Annotated in this window: 13 protein-coding genes; 9 read left to right on the top strand and 4 right to left on the bottom strand. The window is 69.8% G+C overall.

Annotated elements, in window-relative coordinates; translation table 11 throughout:
- Window positions 1–34: 34 nt before the first annotated feature.
- On the top strand, window positions 35–1,231 hold the full coding sequence (locus ACMXN5_RS32210; protein WP_439678423.1) for a CoA transferase: 1,197 nt from the start codon (window positions 35–37) through the stop codon (window positions 1,229–1,231).
- Between the two features lie 131 nt (window positions 1,232–1,362).
- On the opposite strand, the gene ACMXN5_RS32205 is transcribed toward ACMXN5_RS32210, so the two are convergent.
- The 3 genes from ACMXN5_RS32205 to ACMXN5_RS32195 form a co-directional block, all read right to left on the bottom strand.
- Window positions 1,363–2,172 (bottom strand): HpcH/HpaI aldolase/citrate lyase family protein, encoded by an 810-nt coding sequence (locus ACMXN5_RS32205; protein ID WP_439678422.1) that lies wholly within the window; start codon window positions 2,170–2,172, stop codon window positions 1,363–1,365.
- Window positions 2,169–3,038, bottom strand: coding sequence for an FAS1-like dehydratase domain-containing protein (locus ACMXN5_RS32200; protein ID WP_439678421.1), 870 nt, complete (start codon window positions 3,036–3,038; stop codon window positions 2,169–2,171). Before ACMXN5_RS32200 ends, ACMXN5_RS32205 begins: the two co-directional genes overlap by 4 nt.
- Window positions 3,039–3,188: 150 nt before the next feature.
- Complete coding sequence (locus ACMXN5_RS32195; protein ID WP_439678420.1) at window positions 3,189–4,136, bottom strand: LysR family transcriptional regulator; 948 nt, start codon at window positions 4,134–4,136, stop codon at window positions 3,189–3,191.
- Window positions 4,137–4,276: 140 nt separating this feature from the next.
- On the opposite strand from ACMXN5_RS32195, the gene ACMXN5_RS32190 reads away from it, so the two are divergent.
- From ACMXN5_RS32190 to ACMXN5_RS32175, 4 genes are all read left to right on the top strand, one after another.
- Window positions 4,277–5,443: an acyl-CoA dehydrogenase family protein gene (locus ACMXN5_RS32190; protein ID WP_439678419.1), complete on the top strand. Its 1,167-nt coding sequence runs from the start codon at window positions 4,277–4,279 to the stop codon at window positions 5,441–5,443.
- 103 nt (window positions 5,444–5,546) lie between these two features.
- Window positions 5,547–6,329, top strand: a complete 783-nt coding sequence (locus tag ACMXN5_RS32185) for an electron transfer flavoprotein subunit beta/FixA family protein (protein WP_439678418.1) — start codon at window positions 5,547–5,549, stop codon at window positions 6,327–6,329.
- 82 nt (window positions 6,330–6,411) lie between these two features.
- Entirely contained in the window at window positions 6,412–7,374 is a 963-nt protein-coding gene (locus tag ACMXN5_RS32180; RefSeq protein WP_439678417.1) for an electron transfer flavoprotein subunit alpha/FixB family protein, read from the top strand.
- Between the two features lie 76 nt (window positions 7,375–7,450).
- Window positions 7,451–9,688 carry a (Fe-S)-binding protein gene (locus ACMXN5_RS32175; RefSeq protein ID WP_439678416.1) on the top strand — a complete coding sequence of 746 codons (2,238 nt, stop codon included), beginning with the start codon at window positions 7,451–7,453 and terminating at the stop codon, window positions 9,686–9,688.
- 135 nt (window positions 9,689–9,823) lie between these two features.
- Here the strand turns inward: ACMXN5_RS32175 and ACMXN5_RS32170 are convergent, their stop codons facing one another.
- Entirely contained in the window at window positions 9,824–11,011 is a 1,188-nt protein-coding gene (locus ACMXN5_RS32170; RefSeq protein WP_439678415.1) for a CaiB/BaiF CoA transferase family protein, read from the bottom strand.
- A gap of 177 nt (window positions 11,012–11,188) precedes the next feature.
- Between ACMXN5_RS32170 and ACMXN5_RS32165 the strand changes: the two genes are divergently transcribed.
- From ACMXN5_RS32165 to ACMXN5_RS32150, 4 genes are all read left to right on the top strand, one after another.
- Window positions 11,189–12,949 (top strand): CoA-transferase, encoded by a 1,761-nt coding sequence (locus tag ACMXN5_RS32165; RefSeq protein WP_439678414.1) that lies wholly within the window; start codon window positions 11,189–11,191, stop codon window positions 12,947–12,949.
- Window positions 12,933–14,111, top strand: a complete 1,179-nt coding sequence (locus ACMXN5_RS32160) for an acyl-CoA dehydrogenase family protein (protein WP_439678413.1) — start codon at window positions 12,933–12,935, stop codon at window positions 14,109–14,111. Before ACMXN5_RS32165 ends, ACMXN5_RS32160 begins: the two co-directional genes overlap by 17 nt.
- Window positions 14,112–14,178: 67 nt before the next feature.
- Window positions 14,179–14,970, top strand: a complete 792-nt coding sequence (locus tag ACMXN5_RS32155; protein ID WP_439678412.1) for an enoyl-CoA hydratase/isomerase family protein — start codon at window positions 14,179–14,181, stop codon at window positions 14,968–14,970.
- 36 nt (window positions 14,971–15,006) lie between these two features.
- Window positions 15,007–15,897: an HpcH/HpaI aldolase/citrate lyase family protein gene (locus tag ACMXN5_RS32150; RefSeq protein WP_439678411.1), complete on the top strand. Its 891-nt coding sequence runs from the start codon at window positions 15,007–15,009 to the stop codon at window positions 15,895–15,897.
- The last annotated feature ends 136 nt before the right edge of the window (window positions 15,898–16,033 follow it).

The following is a 16,033-nucleotide window of genomic DNA, read 5'->3' as shown; positions in this document are numbered from 1 at the left end:
CGACAGCGCTTACGTCACAGCCGAAAGGACGGCCATGCCCCGCGAAGAACGACCGCCCCCGAACGGGCTGTTGTCCGGCCTGCGGATCGTGGAGCTCTCGAGCTACGTGGCCACTCCGCTGTGTGGGCTGACCCTCGCCCAACTGGGCGCCGACGTGCTCAGGGTCGAGCCCCTCGGCGGCGCGGCAGACCGCACCAGGTGGCCGTTGGCGGACTCCGGCACCAGTCTCTACTGGTCGGGCCTGAACAAGGGCAAACGCGCCGTCGCCGTCGACATGGCGTCCGCGCCTGAACGCGAGCGGGTGGCGGACCTGATCGTCCGGGGCGGCCCGTGCGTCGTGGTGAGCAACAGCGACCGCTACCCGGAATTCGGTTACCCGCAGCTCAATGCCCGCCGCCCGGACCTGATCCACGTGCTGCTCCAAGGGCGTGCCGACGGGGGCGCCGGGGTGGACTACACGGTTCAGGCCGCCACCGGATTTCCGCTGATCACCGGCCCGGCGGACCGCGCCGAGCCGGTCAACCACGTGCTTCCCGCCTGGGACATCGCGGCCGGCCTGTACCTGGCGGTCGCACTGCTCGCCGCCGAGCGCGACCGGCTGTTGACCGGGCGGGGCCGCACGATCCGCGTCGCGCTCGACGAGGTCGCGCTCGCCACCGCCGGGAACCTCGGCTATCTCACCGAGGCGCAGGTCACCACGCACGATCGCGGGAAGTCGGGCAACGACGTCTTCGGTACGTACGGCCGCGACTTCGAGACGGCGGACGGGGAGCGGGTGATGGTGGTGGTCCTGACGGAGCGTCACTGGACCAAGCTGCTGGCCGCGACCGGACTGACGGCCGTGTTCGACGGTCTGGCGCACGCCCTCGGCGTCGACTTCTCCGGCGAGTCGCAGCGCTACGAACACCGCGAGCTGATCTCGACGTTGCTGGCGCGTTGGTTCGGCGGCACGCCCTTCGCCGAGGTGGCGCGGCTGTTGGACGAGCACCGCATCCTGTGGGAACGCTACCGAAGCTTCGCGGAACTCGGCCGCGACGACGGTGCCGAACTGCGCAAGAGCGACCTGTTCGCCGTCGTCGACCAGCCCGGCGTGGGCCCACACCTCGCCCCCAAGACCCCGATCGTCGTGGACGGTGCGCGGCTGCCACCGCTGCCGGCCCCGACGATCGGTCAGCACAACACGGAGCTGCCGCCGTCGACGCGCGACGGCGAGGGCTCCTCCGGCGAGTGATCCGTCGGCACGGCGTCGGCCCACCCCTCGGGGCGGGCCGACGCTTCGGCGTGTGCGGGACGAGGGAATCGCACCCGAGCGTGCGCCGCCTCGCGACGGCACCGGTGGCATGTCACCGGTCGGGGCCGGGCTCAGCCGTCGGCGGCGAGAATCCGGCGGGCCCGTTCCAACACGGGCTTGTCGACCATGTGCCCGTCGACCACGGTGACCGAGTCGCCCGCGGCGAGCACGCCCCGCGCCCACTCCCGCTCGCTCGCGGTCGGCGCGAACCGCTCCGCCACGGCGGCGACCTGCGCGGGGTGGACGCACAGTTTCCCGGTGAAGCCGAGCCGGCGCGCGTGGTCGATGTCCGCGGCGAGGACGTCGGGATCGCGCACGCTGGTGGTGACCCCGTCCACCGGAGCGCACAGACCCGTCGCGGCAGACGCCGAGACCAGCCGGGAGCGCGCGTAGGCGAGCGCCGCGTGGTCGTCGTGGGCGACGCCGAGTTGCCCGGCGAGGTCGACATTGCCCAGGGCCACCCGGATCACGCCGGCGGTGGCGCACACCGCCATCGCCCGCTCGATGCCCGCCGCCGTCTCCACCAGTGGGATCAGCGCGGATCTTCCGGCCGCACGGTGGGCAACAGCCCCGAGCACGGTGGGGTCCTCGGACTTGGGCACCATCACGGGCATGCCGAAGCCGATCGCCATCGCCAGATCGTCGTCGCTCCAGGGCGTGCCGGGCGCGTTGATCCGAACCATGCCGCTATTGCCCGCGCCGAGCCACGCGGCGACGTGATCGCGCGCGCGGTCCTTGTCCGGCACCGCGACGGCGTCCTCCAGGTCCAGGATGACCACGTCCGCGCCGGTGGCGACCGCCTTGTCGAAGCGGTCCGGCCGGTCGCCGGGCACGAACAGCAGACTCCGGGCCGCTTCGACGCGGCTCACGAGCAGGCTCATCCGAAGGTCACCTCCGCCGTCGCGTGGCGCTCCTCGCGGTGCGTCGCGATACGCAGCGCGGCCCCGTACTCCGCCGGTGCCCCCGACGCCAGCAGGCGCTCGCCCGCGAACACCGGGCGTCGCAGCCGGTAGGACAACGACCGGACGGCACGGGTGGGGGAGTTGCGACGCACCAGCTCCAGCATCGCGAGCACCAGGAGCGGGCCGTGCACGACGAGCCCGGGATAGCCCTCTCGGTCGGTGACGTACGGCATGTCGTAATGGATGCGGTGCGCGTTCGCGGTGAGCGCGCTGAACCGAAAGAGCATCGTGGGGTCCACGTCGAGCGGGAACCGCCACTCCTGTTCGGACCGCGGCGCGGCGGCGGTGTCCAGCTCCGCCGGGTGCCGTGCGGCGCCGCGCCCCGACCGGTAGACGATGTCCTGTTCCTCGACCACGCACGTCGCGCCCCGCTGGCGGAACTCGCTGCGTACCGAGACGAAGAGCAGTTCCCCGGTCGAGCCGTGCTTGGTCGTCACCGAGTCCAGAGCGGTGAGGCGTCGGACCGGTTCGCCGACGACCAGGGGTCGGGTGAACAGGCAGCGACCGCCGGCGAACATGCGTTGGCGGTCGGGGATGGGCGGCAGGAATTGGCCGTTCAGGGGATGGCCGTCGGCGCCGAGGTCCCGCTGCGCCGGCCAGCGGAGGAAGTACAGCCAGTGCCAGAGCGGCGGCAGCGGATCGCCGACCCCCGCGACGGGGCCCGACAGATCCAGGACCGCCGAGAGCGCGGCGACCGGGCCGGGGGACAACACGTCGTCGTCGGTGATCGCCTCGGGGCTCCAGGACCGCACATAGGGGTCCAGTCCGCTCGGGGTGATCTGCATGGCCTCTCCTTCACAGCCGACACGAGAGCCCACATCGAAGCGCGGTGACGCGCGGGGCCGGTAACAAGTATCATATAAAATATGCAAGAGCAGGGTGGGTCGGGCGTCCGAGCACGTCGGCCTTCGGCGCGAAGGCCGAACGACCCCGTCTCATTCGTCCTTCGGGACGCCGTCCGGCAACTCCGCGGAGAGCCAACGCCCTTCGCGTACGGCGGAGCGCACGCCCCGGGCCAGCTCCGCGGCCACCACTCGTGCCGCGGGGGTGACTCGGCCGGTCCTGCCGGTGGCGAGCACGATCGAGCGCCATACCTCGGGGTCGCGCAGCGGTGCGGCGCTCAGGGAGCTGTCCGCGACGTCCTCCGCGATACCGACGCCGGGCAGGATCGTCCATCCGTGCCCGGCGCGCACCAGTCGTTTCTGGAGGGGCATGGAGTTCGTCTGCACGACGATGTTCATCTTCACCCGGGCCCGAGCCGCGGCCCGGTCGATCACCGTGCGCAATCCGTGTCCGGCGGTCGGCGCGATCAGCGGATGGGCCAACGCCTCCTGGAACGGGACGGGGTGATCGGCCCGCAGGCCGGCGGAGGCCGGCGCGACCGCCCACAACTTCTCGCGCACCAGGGGTTCGGCGTCGAGCGACGGCGTACCGGCCAGGTTGTACAGGAGCGTCAGGTCCAGGTCGCCGTCGTCGAGCCACTGCTGGAGATGGCCCGAGTACGCGGTGAGCAGGCGCAGATCGATCCCGGGGTGATCGCGCAGAACGGCGGACGCCAACGGCTCGGCGAGCAGAGCGCCGGCGCTGTCGAGCAGACCCACCGTCACGATGCCGGTCACCACGCCCGGCGTCGGCCGGATCTCCGCGCGGGCCCGCTCCAACTCGTTCAGGGCGCGCCGAGCCCGCTCGACCATCGTCGTACCGGCGGAGGTGGGCTGCATTCCGTGCCGGGTCCGCTCGAACAGGGAGACGCCCAACTCCTCCTCCAGCGAGCGAATCTGCCGGGTGACGGCGGGCTGGACCAGGTGCAGCAGTTCCGCCGCGCGCGTCACGCTGCCCGTCTCGGCGACCGTGACGAGGGCTCTCAGCTGTTTGACATCCATCGTTCCTCCGTTCCATTCACGGTGCGCATGGATCCATCACGAATCGGCATTTCACCCGCATCACCATGAGCATCCATGATGGCACTGCCGCGGCCTCGAAGACCCCGAGACCCGAAGACCCGAAACCCGAGGAGTACACCGTGAGCACCCTGGACGCCCTCTCCGAGGACGAGCAGTTCGTCGTCAAGACGGTGCGCGAGTTCGTCGACAAGGACGTGAAGCCCGTCGTCCGGGAACTGGAGCACTCCAACACCTACCCCGAGGCCCTGATCGAGCAGATGAAGAAGCTCGGGATCTACGGGCTCGCCGTCCCCGAGGAATACGGCGGCAACGCCGTCTCCATGCCCTGTTACGTGCTGGTCACCGAGGAGTTGTCCCGGGGCTGGATGAGCCTGGCCGGCGCCATGGGCAGTCATACGGTGGTGGCCAAGTTGCTGCTGCACTTCGGTACCGAGGAGCAAAAGCGTCGTTACCTGCCGAGGATGGCCACCGGCGAGGTCCGGGGGACCATGGCGCTGACCGAGGCCGGCGGCGGCTCCGATCTGCAGGCCATGCGCACCGTCGCCCGCCGGGACGAGGACGGCTACCTGATCAACGGGTCGAAGACCTGGATCACCAACTCCCGGCGCGCCCAGCTGATCGCGCTCATGTGCAAGACCGACCCGGACGCGAGCCCCGCCCACCGGGGCATCTCGATCCTGCTCGTGGAGCACGGCCCCGGGCTCACCGTCTCCCGCGACCTGCCCAAGCTGGGCTACAAGGGCGTGGAGAGCTGCGAGTTGGCCTTCGACGACTACCGCGCCCCGGCCGACGCCGTCCTGGGCGGGGTGGAGGGCCAGGGCTTCGCGCAGATGATGAAGGGCCTGGAGACCGGCCGACTCCAGGTCGCGGCGCGCGCGCTCGGCGTCGGCCGCGCCGCCCTGGAGGACTCCCTCGCCTACGCCCGGGAGCGCGAGTCCTTCGGCAAGCCCATCTGGCAGCACCAGGCGATCGGCCACTACCTCGCCGACATGGCCACGCAGCTCACGGCGGCCCGCCAGCTCACCCTGTACGCCGCGCGCGAGGCCGAGGCCGGCCGTCGGGTGGACATGGAAGCCGGCATGGCCAAGCTGTTCGCCTCCGAGGCCGGCATGCAGATCGCGCTCAACGCGATTCGTATTCACGGCGGTTACGGCTACTCGACCGAGTTCGACGTCGAGCGCTACTTCCGGGACGCGCCGCTGATGATCGTCGGCGAGGGCACCAACGAGATCCAGAAGAACGTGATCGCGAGCCAACTCGTCAAGCGCGGCGGACTCGACGGCTGACGGTAGGGGCAGAGCAAGGCTCCAGCACGGCCGTGGTGGAGCGGACATGTCGAGCGGACGGCCCGGACGGGGCCGTCAGGGAAGAAATCAGGAGCGGCCCACAATGGCGAACATCGTTGTCTGTGTGAAGTATGTGCCCGACGCCACCGGTGATCGGCACTTCGCCGACGACCTGACCGTCGATCGTGACGACGTCGACGGCCTGTTGTCGGAGCTGGACGAGTACGCGGTCGAGCAGGCACTGCGGATCGCGGAGGACTGGGACGACGCCGAGGTCACCGTGCTCACGGTCGGCCCCGAGGACGCCGCGGACGCGTTGCGCAAGGCACTGGCGATGGGCGCCGAGCAGGCGATCCACGTCTTGGACGACGACCTGCACGGCTCCGACGTCATGGGTACCTCGCTGGTGCTGTCGAAGGCGATCGAGAAGGCGGAATACGACCTGGTCGTCTGCGGAATGGCGTCCACGGACGGCGCCATGGGTGTGCTTCCGGCGATCCTCGCCGAGCGCTTGGCCCTCCCGCAGCTCACCCTGCTCTCCGAGGTCGCGGTGCACGACGGACGGGTGACCGGCCGGCGCGACACCGACTCCGCCACCGAGTACCTGGAGGCCGCCCTGCCCGCGCTGGTCTCGGTGACGGACCGGTCGGGCGAGGCACGCTACCCGTCGTTCAAGGGCATCATGGCCGCCAAGAAGAAGCCGGTGCGGACATGGGAACTCGCCGACCTCGACATCGAGGCGGGCGAAGTGGGCCTGGACGGCGCGTGGACCACGGTCGACTCGGCGGCGGAGCGTCCCGTTCGCACGGTCGGCACGATCGTCGCGGACGAGGGCGAGGGTGGGAAGCAGCTCGCCGCCTTTCTCGCGGAGCGGAAGTTTGTCTAGGGCAGCCTCGCGCAGCGGAAGTTTGTCCAAGGCGTAGCCCTCGAGATCGAAGTCTGTTCACTTTGCTAGGAGTTGCATTCCCATGGCCGAGATTCTCGTCTACGTGGACCACGTCGACGGAACCGTGCACAAGCCCACCCTGGAACTGCTGACGTTGGCCCGCCGGCTCGGCGAGCCGGTCGCCGTCGCGCTGGGCAACGGCGCCGAGGGCACCGCCGCGGTCCTGGCCGAGCACGGCGCGGTGAAGGTGCTGGTCGCCGACGTGCCGGAGTTCGCCGAGTACCTCGTCGTCCCGAAGGTCGACGCGCTGCGGAGCGCGTACGAGGACGTCCGCCCGACCGCGGTGCTCGTCCCGTCGTCCGCCGAGGGCAACGAGATCGCGGCCCGGCTCGCGGTCCGGATCGGTTCGGGCGTCATCACCGACGCGTCGGACTTGGAGCACGGCCCGGATGGTCCGGTCGCGACACAGTCGGCGTTCGCCGCCTCGTACACCACCAGGTCCCGTGTCTCCAAGGGAACCCCGGTCGTCACGATCAAGCCGAACTCGGCGCCCGTGGAACCCGCGCCGGCCGCCGGTACCGTCGAGACGCTCGCCGTCACCCTGTCCGCGCAGGCCACCGGTACCAGGGTCACCGCCCGCGCCGCGCGCGAGTCGACCGGCCGCCCGGAGCTGACCGAAGCCGCGATCGTCGTCTCCGGTGGCCGCGGCGTCAACGGCGCCGACAACTTCTCGATCATCGAGGCGCTGGCCGACTCGCTCGGCGCTGCCGTCGGTGCCTCACGCGCCGCCGTCGACGCCGGCTGGTACCCGCACTCCCATCAGGTCGGGCAGACCGGCAAGTCGGTATCGCCGCAGTTGTACATCGCCTCCGGCATCTCCGGCGCGATCCAGCACCGCGCCGGCATGCAGACCTCGAAGACCATCGTGGCGATCAACAAGGACCCCGACGCCCCGATCTTCGAGCTCGTCGACTACGGCGTGGTCGGCGACCTCTTCGACGTCGTTCCGCAGTTGACCGAAGAGGTCAGGGCTCTCCGGGGCTGACCCACGATCCCGCGCCCGGTCCGCCGGGTCCATCGCCCGGCGGGCCGGCGCGGACGAACGAGAAGGTGTTCCGCTGATGCAACTCGTCGCGATCGGCGTGTCGCTGATCCTGACCTCGGTCGGCGTCCTGCTGCTCGCCCGCGCGGTCGTCCGGTTCGTCCGGTTCTTCCGGCTCGGCCAGTCCGTTCCCCGGGGCAGCCGGACCGACGACCCGTACCGGCGCAGCGTCACGTTGGTTCGGGAGTTCCTCGGTCACACGCGGATGAACCGCTGGGGCGTCGTCGGCTTCGCGCACTGGTTCGTCGCGATCGGCTTTTTGACCCTGCCGCCCACCCTGGCGCAGGCGTACGGTCAGCTCTTCGACGCCGAGTTCACGCTGCCGGTGATCGGCGGTTTCCCGCCGTTCGAGATGTACATCGAGTTCATCGGCGTCATGACGATCCTGGGCATCACGGTGTTGATGGCCATCCGGCTGCGGAGCCTGCCGTCCCGGGCCGGGCGCAAGTCGCGTTTCGCGGGTTCGACCGCCTGGCAGGCGTACTTCGTCGAATACGTGATCATCACCGTCGGGCTGGCGATCCACGTGCTGCGCGGCCTGGAGGGCGCGATCCACCACGTGGACCACTACCAGGCCGGATACTTCGCCTCCTATCCACTGGTACTCGCCTTCGAGAACCTCTCCTCCGCCACCCTGGAGAACCTGATCCTCCTGGTCGCGATGGTGAAGATCGGCGTGACCTGCGTCTGGTTGATCGTGGTCTCGCTGAATACCACCATGGGTGTGGCGTGGCACCGGTTCCTGGCCTTCCCGAACATCTGGTTCAAGCGCGAGGCGTCCGGTGCGAGCGCCCTGGGCGCACTGCCGCCGATGACGTCCGCGGGCAAGGAGATCGACTTCGAGGACCCGGGCGACGACGTCGTCTTCGGTGTCTCCCAGGTCGAGCAGTTCTCCTGGAAGGGCATCCTCGACTTCTCCACGTGCACCGAGTGCGGTCGCTGCCAGTCGCAGTGCCCCGCGTGGAACACGGGCAAGCCGCTGTCCCCCAAACTTTTGATCATGTCGCTGCGCGACCACGCGTACGCCAAGGCCCCCTACCTGTCGGCCGGCGGTGGCAAGGACGCCGAGGGCAACGAGAAGGCGACCCCGGAACAGCTCGCCAAGGTCCCGGTGGCGGCTCTCGCGGAGGCCGAACGCCCGCTGATCGGCACCGCGAACGCCGGCCCGAACGGGCTGGGCGGCGTCATCGACCCCGACGTGTTGTGGTCGTGCACCACGTGCGGTGCCTGTGTCGAGCAGTGCCCGGTCGACATCGAGCACATCGACCACATCGTCGACATGCGCCGCTACCAGGTGATGATCGAGTCCGCGTTCCCCTCCGAGGCGGGCACGATGCTCAAGAACCTGGAGCGCAAGGGCAACCCCTGGGGCCTGGCGAGGAAACAGCGGATCGAATGGACCAAGGAGGTCGACTTCGTGGTCCCGATCGTCGGCCGGGACGTCGAGGACCTCACCGAGGTCGACTACCTGTACTGGGTCGGCTGCGCCGGCGCCTTGGAGGACCGGGCCAAGAAGACCACCAGGGCCTTCGCCGAGCTGATGCACATCGCCGGGGTCAGGTTCGCGATCATGGGCGGCGAGGAGAAGTGCACCGGCGACTCGGCCCGCCGCCTGGGCAACGAGCCGCTGTTCCAACGACTCGCCCAGGAGAACGTCGCCATGCTGAACGCCGCGTTCGGCGAGGACGAATCGACGCGGAAGCCGAGGTCGGTCAAGCGGATCGTCGCCACCTGCCCGCACTGCCACAACTCGATCGCGAACGAATACCCGCAGGTGGGCGGCGAGTTCGAGGTCGTCCATCACACCCAATTGCTGCAACACCTCATCGACGAGGGCGCGTTGATCCCGGTGGCCCCGGTCGACGGTCTGATCACCTACCACGACCCCTGTTACCTGGGCCGGCACAACAGGATCTACACGCCGCCACGCGAGATCATGTCCGCCGTCCCCGGCCTGCGCCGACAGGAGATGCACCGGCACAAGGAGCGCGGCTTCTGCTGCGGCGCCGGCGGTGCGCGGATGTGGATGGAGGAACGGATCGGCAAGCGCATCAACAACGAGCGGGTCGACGAGGCCCTGTCCCTGGACCCGGACATCGTTTCCACCGCGTGCCCGTTCTGCCTCGTGATGTTGACCGACTCGGTCAACGGCAGGAAGAACGAGGGTCTGGCGAAGGAATCCGTCCAGGTCGTGGACGTGGCGCAACTGCTCCTCGACTCGGTGAAGAAGCCGGTCGTGCCCGAGCCGGTGCCGTAACGGGCCCAATGTCCGGTTGCCCGGTTGCCCGGTTGCCCGGTTGCCCGGTCGCGCCGAAGGTCCCCCACCCTTGCCGGATGGGGGACCTTCGGCGCAACGGGCAACCGGGCAGCGCGGAGCCCGATCGCCTCCGACTCAGGAATCCGCGAAGGAATCCGCGAAGAGCACGCCTGCGGCGAGCAACTCATCGATGCGCGCCGCGTCGTACACCTCGCCGGCGATTTCGCGCGTGTGCTGGCCGACGCGCGGGGCGGCGCCACCCCGATCGGGCCGGGCGCCGCCGAACCGCCACGGCGGACGCAGGAGCGAGACGCCGTTGTCCTCCGGCTCGAAGAGTTCGAGCCACCGGGTCTGCGGATGGTTCATGACGCCGGACATGGTGAGGACGGGCGCGAAGGGGACGTCCGCGTCGCCGAGCCGCTGCTCCCACTCGGCGGACGGCCGGGTGCGGAATTCCGCCTGCACGATCTCGACCAGTTCGAAGTAGTTGCGCTCGCGCTCGGGGTACGTCGCGAACCTGGGGTCCCGGCCGAGATCGGGTCGGCCCATCGCCGCCAGCAGGCAGTGCCAGAACTTCTGCGAGGAGGACAGGTGGATCGCGATGTCCGCGCCGGAGGCGGTCTTGAGGCAGAAGTTCTGCGCCTGGGGGTGCCGGCTCTCCCGGCTGGGGTCCTCGTACCCGTCGTCGAAGTACTGGCTGACGGCGTCGGCGGTGAGGGTGGTCACCGCCTCCATGACCGAGGTCTCCATGTGCTGTCCGGCGCCGGTGACGGCGCGGCCGACCAGGGCGGCCAGGACCCCGGCGGCGGTGGAGACGCCGGTGATCAGGTCGGCGAGGATCGTACCGGAGAGCTGGGGGGAGTCGGCGTCGCTGAGCAGGGAGTACAGACCCGCGGACGACTGTCCGATGGTGTCGTAGGCGGGACGTTGCGCGAGCGGGCCGCCGTTGCCGAATCCGGTGACGGACGCGTACACGAGGTCGGGGCGCAGCGCGGTACATTCCTCGGGTCCCAGGCCGAGGGCGGCCAGCTTTCCGGCGCGCAGGTTCTCCAGGACCACGTCGAAGCGGGGGACGAGCGCCTTCACCAGCTCGATGCCCTCGGGGGTCTTGAGGTCGACCGCGAGGCTGTGCTTGCCCGCGTTGTATTGGATGAAGTACGGGCTGCGGTCGTTCTTGAGGCGCCGAAAGTCCTCGCCGGTGCCCGGCTTCTCGACCTTCACCACCTCGGCGCCCAGCGCGCACAGCAGTGAGCTGGCGTAGGGAGCCGAGATGTATCCCCCCAGTTCCAGGATCCGGATACCGCTGAGCGGCTTGTGCTGCATCGGGGGCCTCGTTCCGTCCGTACGGTCGCCAACTGGCACAGGTGAGAAATACGAAGTGTCGCCCGCGGAGGGTCCGGAGGTCTTCGTCGCCGCGACAACCTGCGTCTTCTTGCCTCCGCCAGGCAAGGAATATATTATATGTGCACTCAAGCAAGTGGTACAGAGGGAGACCCCGACATGGATGAACCCGCACGGCGGTCCGTGGACTTCTGCCGGCTGGACGAGGCGATCGCCCGCCATGTGCGCCCGGGGGATGCCGTACACATCATGATGGGCCACAGCCGCTGGAGCGCGCTGGCCCGCGAACTCGCCCGGCAACACTGGGGAAAACGTTCCGAGTTCACCCTGATCATGGCGAGCCTGTCCTCACTCGGCGCCGTTCTCTTCCGTTCGGGCAGCCTCAAGAAGGTCGTCACCGTCTACTCGGGCGACTCCTTTCCGGTCTTCACCCCCAATCCCGTGTTCCAAGAGGCGTACGCCTCCGGTGCGGTGGAGGTCGAGAACTGGTCCTTCCTCACCTACATCCAACGGCTCCGGGCCGCGGCCACCGGTGTGCCGGCGGTGGTGACCGCATCGGTGCGCGATTCCTCCATGGCCGAGAACGAGGCCTACCAGGAGGTGGACACCGGCTTGGGTCGGATCGGCCTCGTTGCGCCTCTGGTGCCGGACGTCACGCTGGTCCACGCCGCCGTGGCCGACCGCCAGGGAAACCTGGCGATCGCGCCGCCCATGTTCGAGGGCGTGGTCGGCGCCCTCGCCTCCCGGCGGGGCGTGATCGCCACCGTCGAGAAGGTCGTCGACGACCTGCGTCCGTGGTCCTCGATGGTGCGCATTCCCGCGCACCGGGTCCTGGGCATCGTCGAGGCCCCCTTCGGAGCCCACCCCGGCGGCGTGTACCCGGGGCCCTCGGGGGCGAGGTTGCCGGTGCGGGGCTACGTCGAGGACGTCCCCTATTGGATCTCGGTCCGCGAGGCGACCAGGCGGGCCGACTTCGACGACTGGATCAAGGAATGGATCCTGGAACCCGCCGACCACGACGCCTACCTCGCGAAAGTCGGACCGCACCGGCTCGAAGACCTGGTCCGGGCAGCCGAGTGCCCGGCACCCGCGCCCACCACGACGCGACAGGACGAGCCGCCGACCGGACCCGAACGCGCCGCGGTCTGGCTCGCCGACATCGTGGCCCGACGTGTGGCCGAGACCGGGGCCGACACCGTCCTCGCCGGAGCCGGCCTCGCGAACCTCGCGGCCTGGGTCGGCGTCGCACGCGCCACGAAGGAAGGCCATCGGGTCGCCCTCGCCGCGGAATTGGGACTCTGGGACTACACCCCCACCCCCGGCGACCCCTTCATCTTCAGCTTCGCGAATTTCCCGTCCTCGACCATGCTGCTCGACACCGAGCAGGTCCTGGGAAACCTGGTCAACGGACGGTTCTTCCGGTCGATCGCCTGCGTCGGCGCGGCCCGGATCGACCGGCGGGGCAACATCAACACGACCAGGATCGACGGCGGCGTGTACCTGGTCGGCTCCGGCGGCGGCAACGACGTGATCACCAACGCGGACGAGGTCCTGGTGGTCGGCACGATGGACCGCCGGCGGTTCGTCGAGGATTGCGGCTACGTGACCAGCCCCGGCGGACGGGTCACCACCGTCGTCACCGATCTCGGGGTGCTCTCGAAGGAGGACGGGGAACTCGTCCTCACCCACGTCGCCCCCGGTCCGGGGTCCCGGGCCGATCGCGTCGCCCGGGTCCGCGACCGTTGTGGCTGGGACGTGACCGTCAGCCCGCACCTCCGGGACCTCCGCGAGGTCGTCGCCCGCGACGTCGAGGAACTTCGCTCGTTCGATCCCGAGGGGTACTTCCTCGGCCGCGCTCGCACCCAGGTCGCCGGCACCGTTTCCGGCACAGAGAGGAACGCCGATGTCCGCACCCGTTGAAGAGACGGTCGGCGCCGAGGATTTCGCCCAGATCCGGACGCAGGTGAGGCGGTTCGTCCGCGAAGAGGTCGTCCCCCGGGAGCGGGAGATCGCCGACACCGACACGATCCCCGAGGACCTGCGCCGCAAGGCCGCCGCGATGGGCCTGTTCGGCTACGCCCTGCCGCAGGCGTACGGCGGCCTGGGCCTGGTGATCACCCAGGACGTCGAGCTGGCCTTCGAGTTCGGCTACACGGCGCTCGCGTTCCGATCGCTGTTCGGCACCAACAACGGCATCGCCGGCCAGGTGCTCGTCGGCTACGGCACGCCCGAGCAGAAGAAGCGGTGGCTGGAGCCGATGGCGGAGGGCACGTGCCTGGCCTCCTTCGCGCTGACCGAACCCGAGGCCGGGTCCGACCCTTCCGGTATGCGTACCACCGCCACGTGGACCGGTGACGGCTGGTCGATCAGCGGCGGCAAACGGTTCATCACCAACGCGCCCCTGGCGAACCTCTTCGTGACCTTCGCCCGGGTCAAGGGCACCGAGGCCGAGGGCAGGATCGCGGTGTTCCTGGTACCGGCGGGGACGCCGGGTCTGACCGTGGGCGCCAAGGACCGCAAGATGGGTCAGGAAGGCGCGAGCACCGCCGACGTCTACTTCGACGACGTGCGGGTCGGCGTCGACGCGCTGGTCAGCGGCGAGGCCGAGACGGGCTACCGCGCTGCGATGACCGTGCTGGCCCGGGGCCGGGTGCACATCTCGGCCCTGGCGGTCGGCTTGGCCGAGCGGGCGCTCGACGAGTCGGTCGCCTACTCCGCGCACAACCTGCAGGGGGGCGTGCCGACCGGCGATCAACAACTGGTCCAGGCCATGTTGGCCGAACAGCAGTCGCTGGTGATGGCCGGGAAGGCGCTGGCCCGGGACGCCGCCCGGCACTATCTCGACGGCTCCGACCGCCGGATCGCACCCTCGGCGGCGAAGCTGTTCTGCACCGAGGCGGCCGGCCGGGTCGCCGACCTCGCCGTCCAGGTGCACGGGGGCAGCGGATACATGCGCGAGACGCCGGTGGAGCGGATCTACCGTGACGCCCGCCTGCTGCGGCTCTACGAGGGCACCAGCGAGATCCAGAAGCTGATCATCGGACGCGAACTCATCCGCCGGGAACGTGCCGCCGGCGCCTGATTCCGGGCGCCTGATTCTTCCGGCGCCTCGCCGTCCGTGGAGAACCGATCCGAGAGGAAGCACAGGAATGAGCCGCTACACACGCTTCGCCCACCTGAGGGTGGACGGGCCGGACCCGGCCGGGGTGATCGAACTCGTGCTCGACGCTCCGAAGCTCAACGCGGTGAGCGAGGAGGCGCACGCGGATCTCGCCGAGATCTGGCGTGAGTTCGACGCCGACCCCGCGGTCAAGGCCGTACTGCTGCGGGGCGAGGGCAAAGGCTTCTCGGCGGGCGGCTCCTTCGATCTGGTCGAGAAGCTGACCAACGACTACGACACCCGCACCCGCACGATGCGCGAGGCCAGGGACCTGGTCTACAACGTCATCGACTGCTCGAAGCCGATCGTCTCGGCGATGCACGGGCCGGCCGTCGGCGCGGGCCTGGTGGCCGGCGTACTCGCGGACGTGTCGGTGGTCAGCCGGACGGCGAAGCTCATCGACGGGCACACCAGGCTCGGCGTCGCCGCCGGAGACCACGCGGCGGTGTGTTGGCCGCTGCTGTGCGGCATGGCCAAGGCCAAGTACTACCTGATGACCTGCCGTCCGCTCACCGGCGAGGAGGCGGAGCGGATCGGGCTGGTCTCCCTCTGCGTCGAGGAGGACGAACTCCTTTCGACCGCACGCGAGATCGCCCTGGAACTCGCGCAGGGCGCGCCCACCGCGATCCGCTGGACCAAGCAGTCCCTGAACAACTGGTACCGGCAGGTCGCCGGATCCATCTTCGACGCCTCCCTCGCCCTGGAGTTCTACGGCTTCGGCGGACCCGAGGTCCTGGAAGGACTCGCCTCGCACCGCGAGCGCCGCGAACCGTCGTTCTGATCGGGTTCGTATTCACCCACCACAAGGAGTTCTTCGATGAAGCCGTACCGATCCATGCTGTTCGTTCCCGGCCACAAGCCCACGTGGGCGGCCAAGGCCGTCGCCGCGGGCACCGACGCGGTCATCCTCGACCTGGAGGACTCGGTGCCGGCCGCGGACAAGGCCGACGCGCGGGGGATCGTCCGGGAGACGATCGAGCGGCTGCGGGCGGACGGTGTGCGCGCCGACGTCTGGGTGCGCCCCAACAGCGTCGACAGCGGTCTGTTCGGTGCCGACGTCGAGGAGGTCGTGACCGCCGGCCTGGCCGGACTGTTCCTGCCCAAGGTGTTCACCGCCCGTGAGATCGTCCGCATCGACGCGATCGTCTCGCACATCGAAACCCGGGAGGGTCTCGAGGCGGGCTCGATCGGCCTGATCGTCAGCTACGAGACCGCGGCCTCGATGGCGCACTGCGAGGAGATCGCGGCCGCGAGCCCGCGCATCTCCAGTCTGCTCGGCGCGACCGGCCCCAACGCCGATGTCGGGCGCGAACTCGGCTTCGAGTTCACGCCCGAGGGCCTGGAGACGCTCTACCTGCGCAGCCGTATCGTGCTCGCGGCCCGGGCGGCCGGTCTGCATCACCCGGTGGCCGGCGTCTGGCAGGACATCGCCGACCTCGACGGATTCCGACGTTTCGCCGAGGACAACCGCCGGCTCGGCTACCGAGGCATCGTCCTCATCCACCCCTCGCACGTGGCCGCGGCCAACGAGGTCTTCACGCCCTCTCCGCAGGTCGTGGAGCACTACCGGCGCATGCTCGCCGCCTTCCGCGCGGCCGAGGCGCGGGGCAGCGCGGCCGTCGACTTCGAAGGGCAGCACATCGACCTCGCCCACGCCAAGACGGCGCAGGGCGTGCTCGATCTCGCCGAGGCCATCCCCCGGGGGTAGCGGCCGTACGAGCCCGGCCCGATTCCCGGAAGGGGTGACATGGGATGGCAGAGGAAATATTATCTATCATGCGTCTTCCGGTGGCGCTCCGACGCGGCTCCTACCCGGGCCCTCGGCCACCGGAAGACCCATGACG

This window comes from Embleya australiensis (genome assembly GCF_051903075.1).
Taxonomy (GTDB): Bacteria; Actinomycetota; Actinomycetes; order Streptomycetales; family Streptomycetaceae; genus Embleya.
This window is presented reverse-complemented; position numbering and strand designations above follow the sequence as displayed.

What these genes read in the sequence shown, in the direction of transcription:
- ACMXN5_RS32195 (WP_439678420.1), bottom strand. Translation starts at nt 4,136, where the DNA reads ATGGATGTCAAACAGCTGAGAGCCCTCGTCACGGTCGCCGAGACGGGC.
- ACMXN5_RS32180 (WP_439678417.1), top strand. Translation starts at nt 6,412, where the DNA reads ATGGCCGAGATTCTCGTCTACGTGGACCACGTCGACGGAACCGTGCAC.
- ACMXN5_RS32200 (WP_439678421.1), bottom strand. Translation starts at nt 3,038, where the DNA reads ATGCAGATCACCCCGAGCGGACTGGACCCCTATGTGCGGTCCTGGAGC.
- ACMXN5_RS32150 (WP_439678411.1), top strand. Translation starts at nt 15,007, where the DNA reads ATGAAGCCGTACCGATCCATGCTGTTCGTTCCCGGCCACAAGCCCACG.
- ACMXN5_RS32205 (WP_439678422.1), bottom strand. Translation starts at nt 2,172, where the DNA reads ATGAGCCTGCTCGTGAGCCGCGTCGAAGCGGCCCGGAGTCTGCTGTTC.
- ACMXN5_RS32185 (WP_439678418.1), top strand. Translation starts at nt 5,547, where the DNA reads ATGGCGAACATCGTTGTCTGTGTGAAGTATGTGCCCGACGCCACCGGT.
- ACMXN5_RS32160 (WP_439678413.1), top strand. Translation starts at nt 12,933, where the DNA reads ATGTCCGCACCCGTTGAAGAGACGGTCGGCGCCGAGGATTTCGCCCAG.
- ACMXN5_RS32170 (WP_439678415.1), bottom strand. Translation starts at nt 11,011, where the DNA reads ATGCAGCACAAGCCGCTCAGCGGTATCCGGATCCTGGAACTGGGGGGA.
- ACMXN5_RS32155 (WP_439678412.1), top strand. Translation starts at nt 14,179, where the DNA reads ATGAGCCGCTACACACGCTTCGCCCACCTGAGGGTGGACGGGCCGGAC.
- ACMXN5_RS32210 (WP_439678423.1), top strand. Translation starts at nt 35, where the DNA reads ATGCCCCGCGAAGAACGACCGCCCCCGAACGGGCTGTTGTCCGGCCTG.
- ACMXN5_RS32175 (WP_439678416.1), top strand. Translation starts at nt 7,451, where the DNA reads ATGCAACTCGTCGCGATCGGCGTGTCGCTGATCCTGACCTCGGTCGGC.
- ACMXN5_RS32165 (WP_439678414.1), top strand. Translation starts at nt 11,189, where the DNA reads ATGGATGAACCCGCACGGCGGTCCGTGGACTTCTGCCGGCTGGACGAG.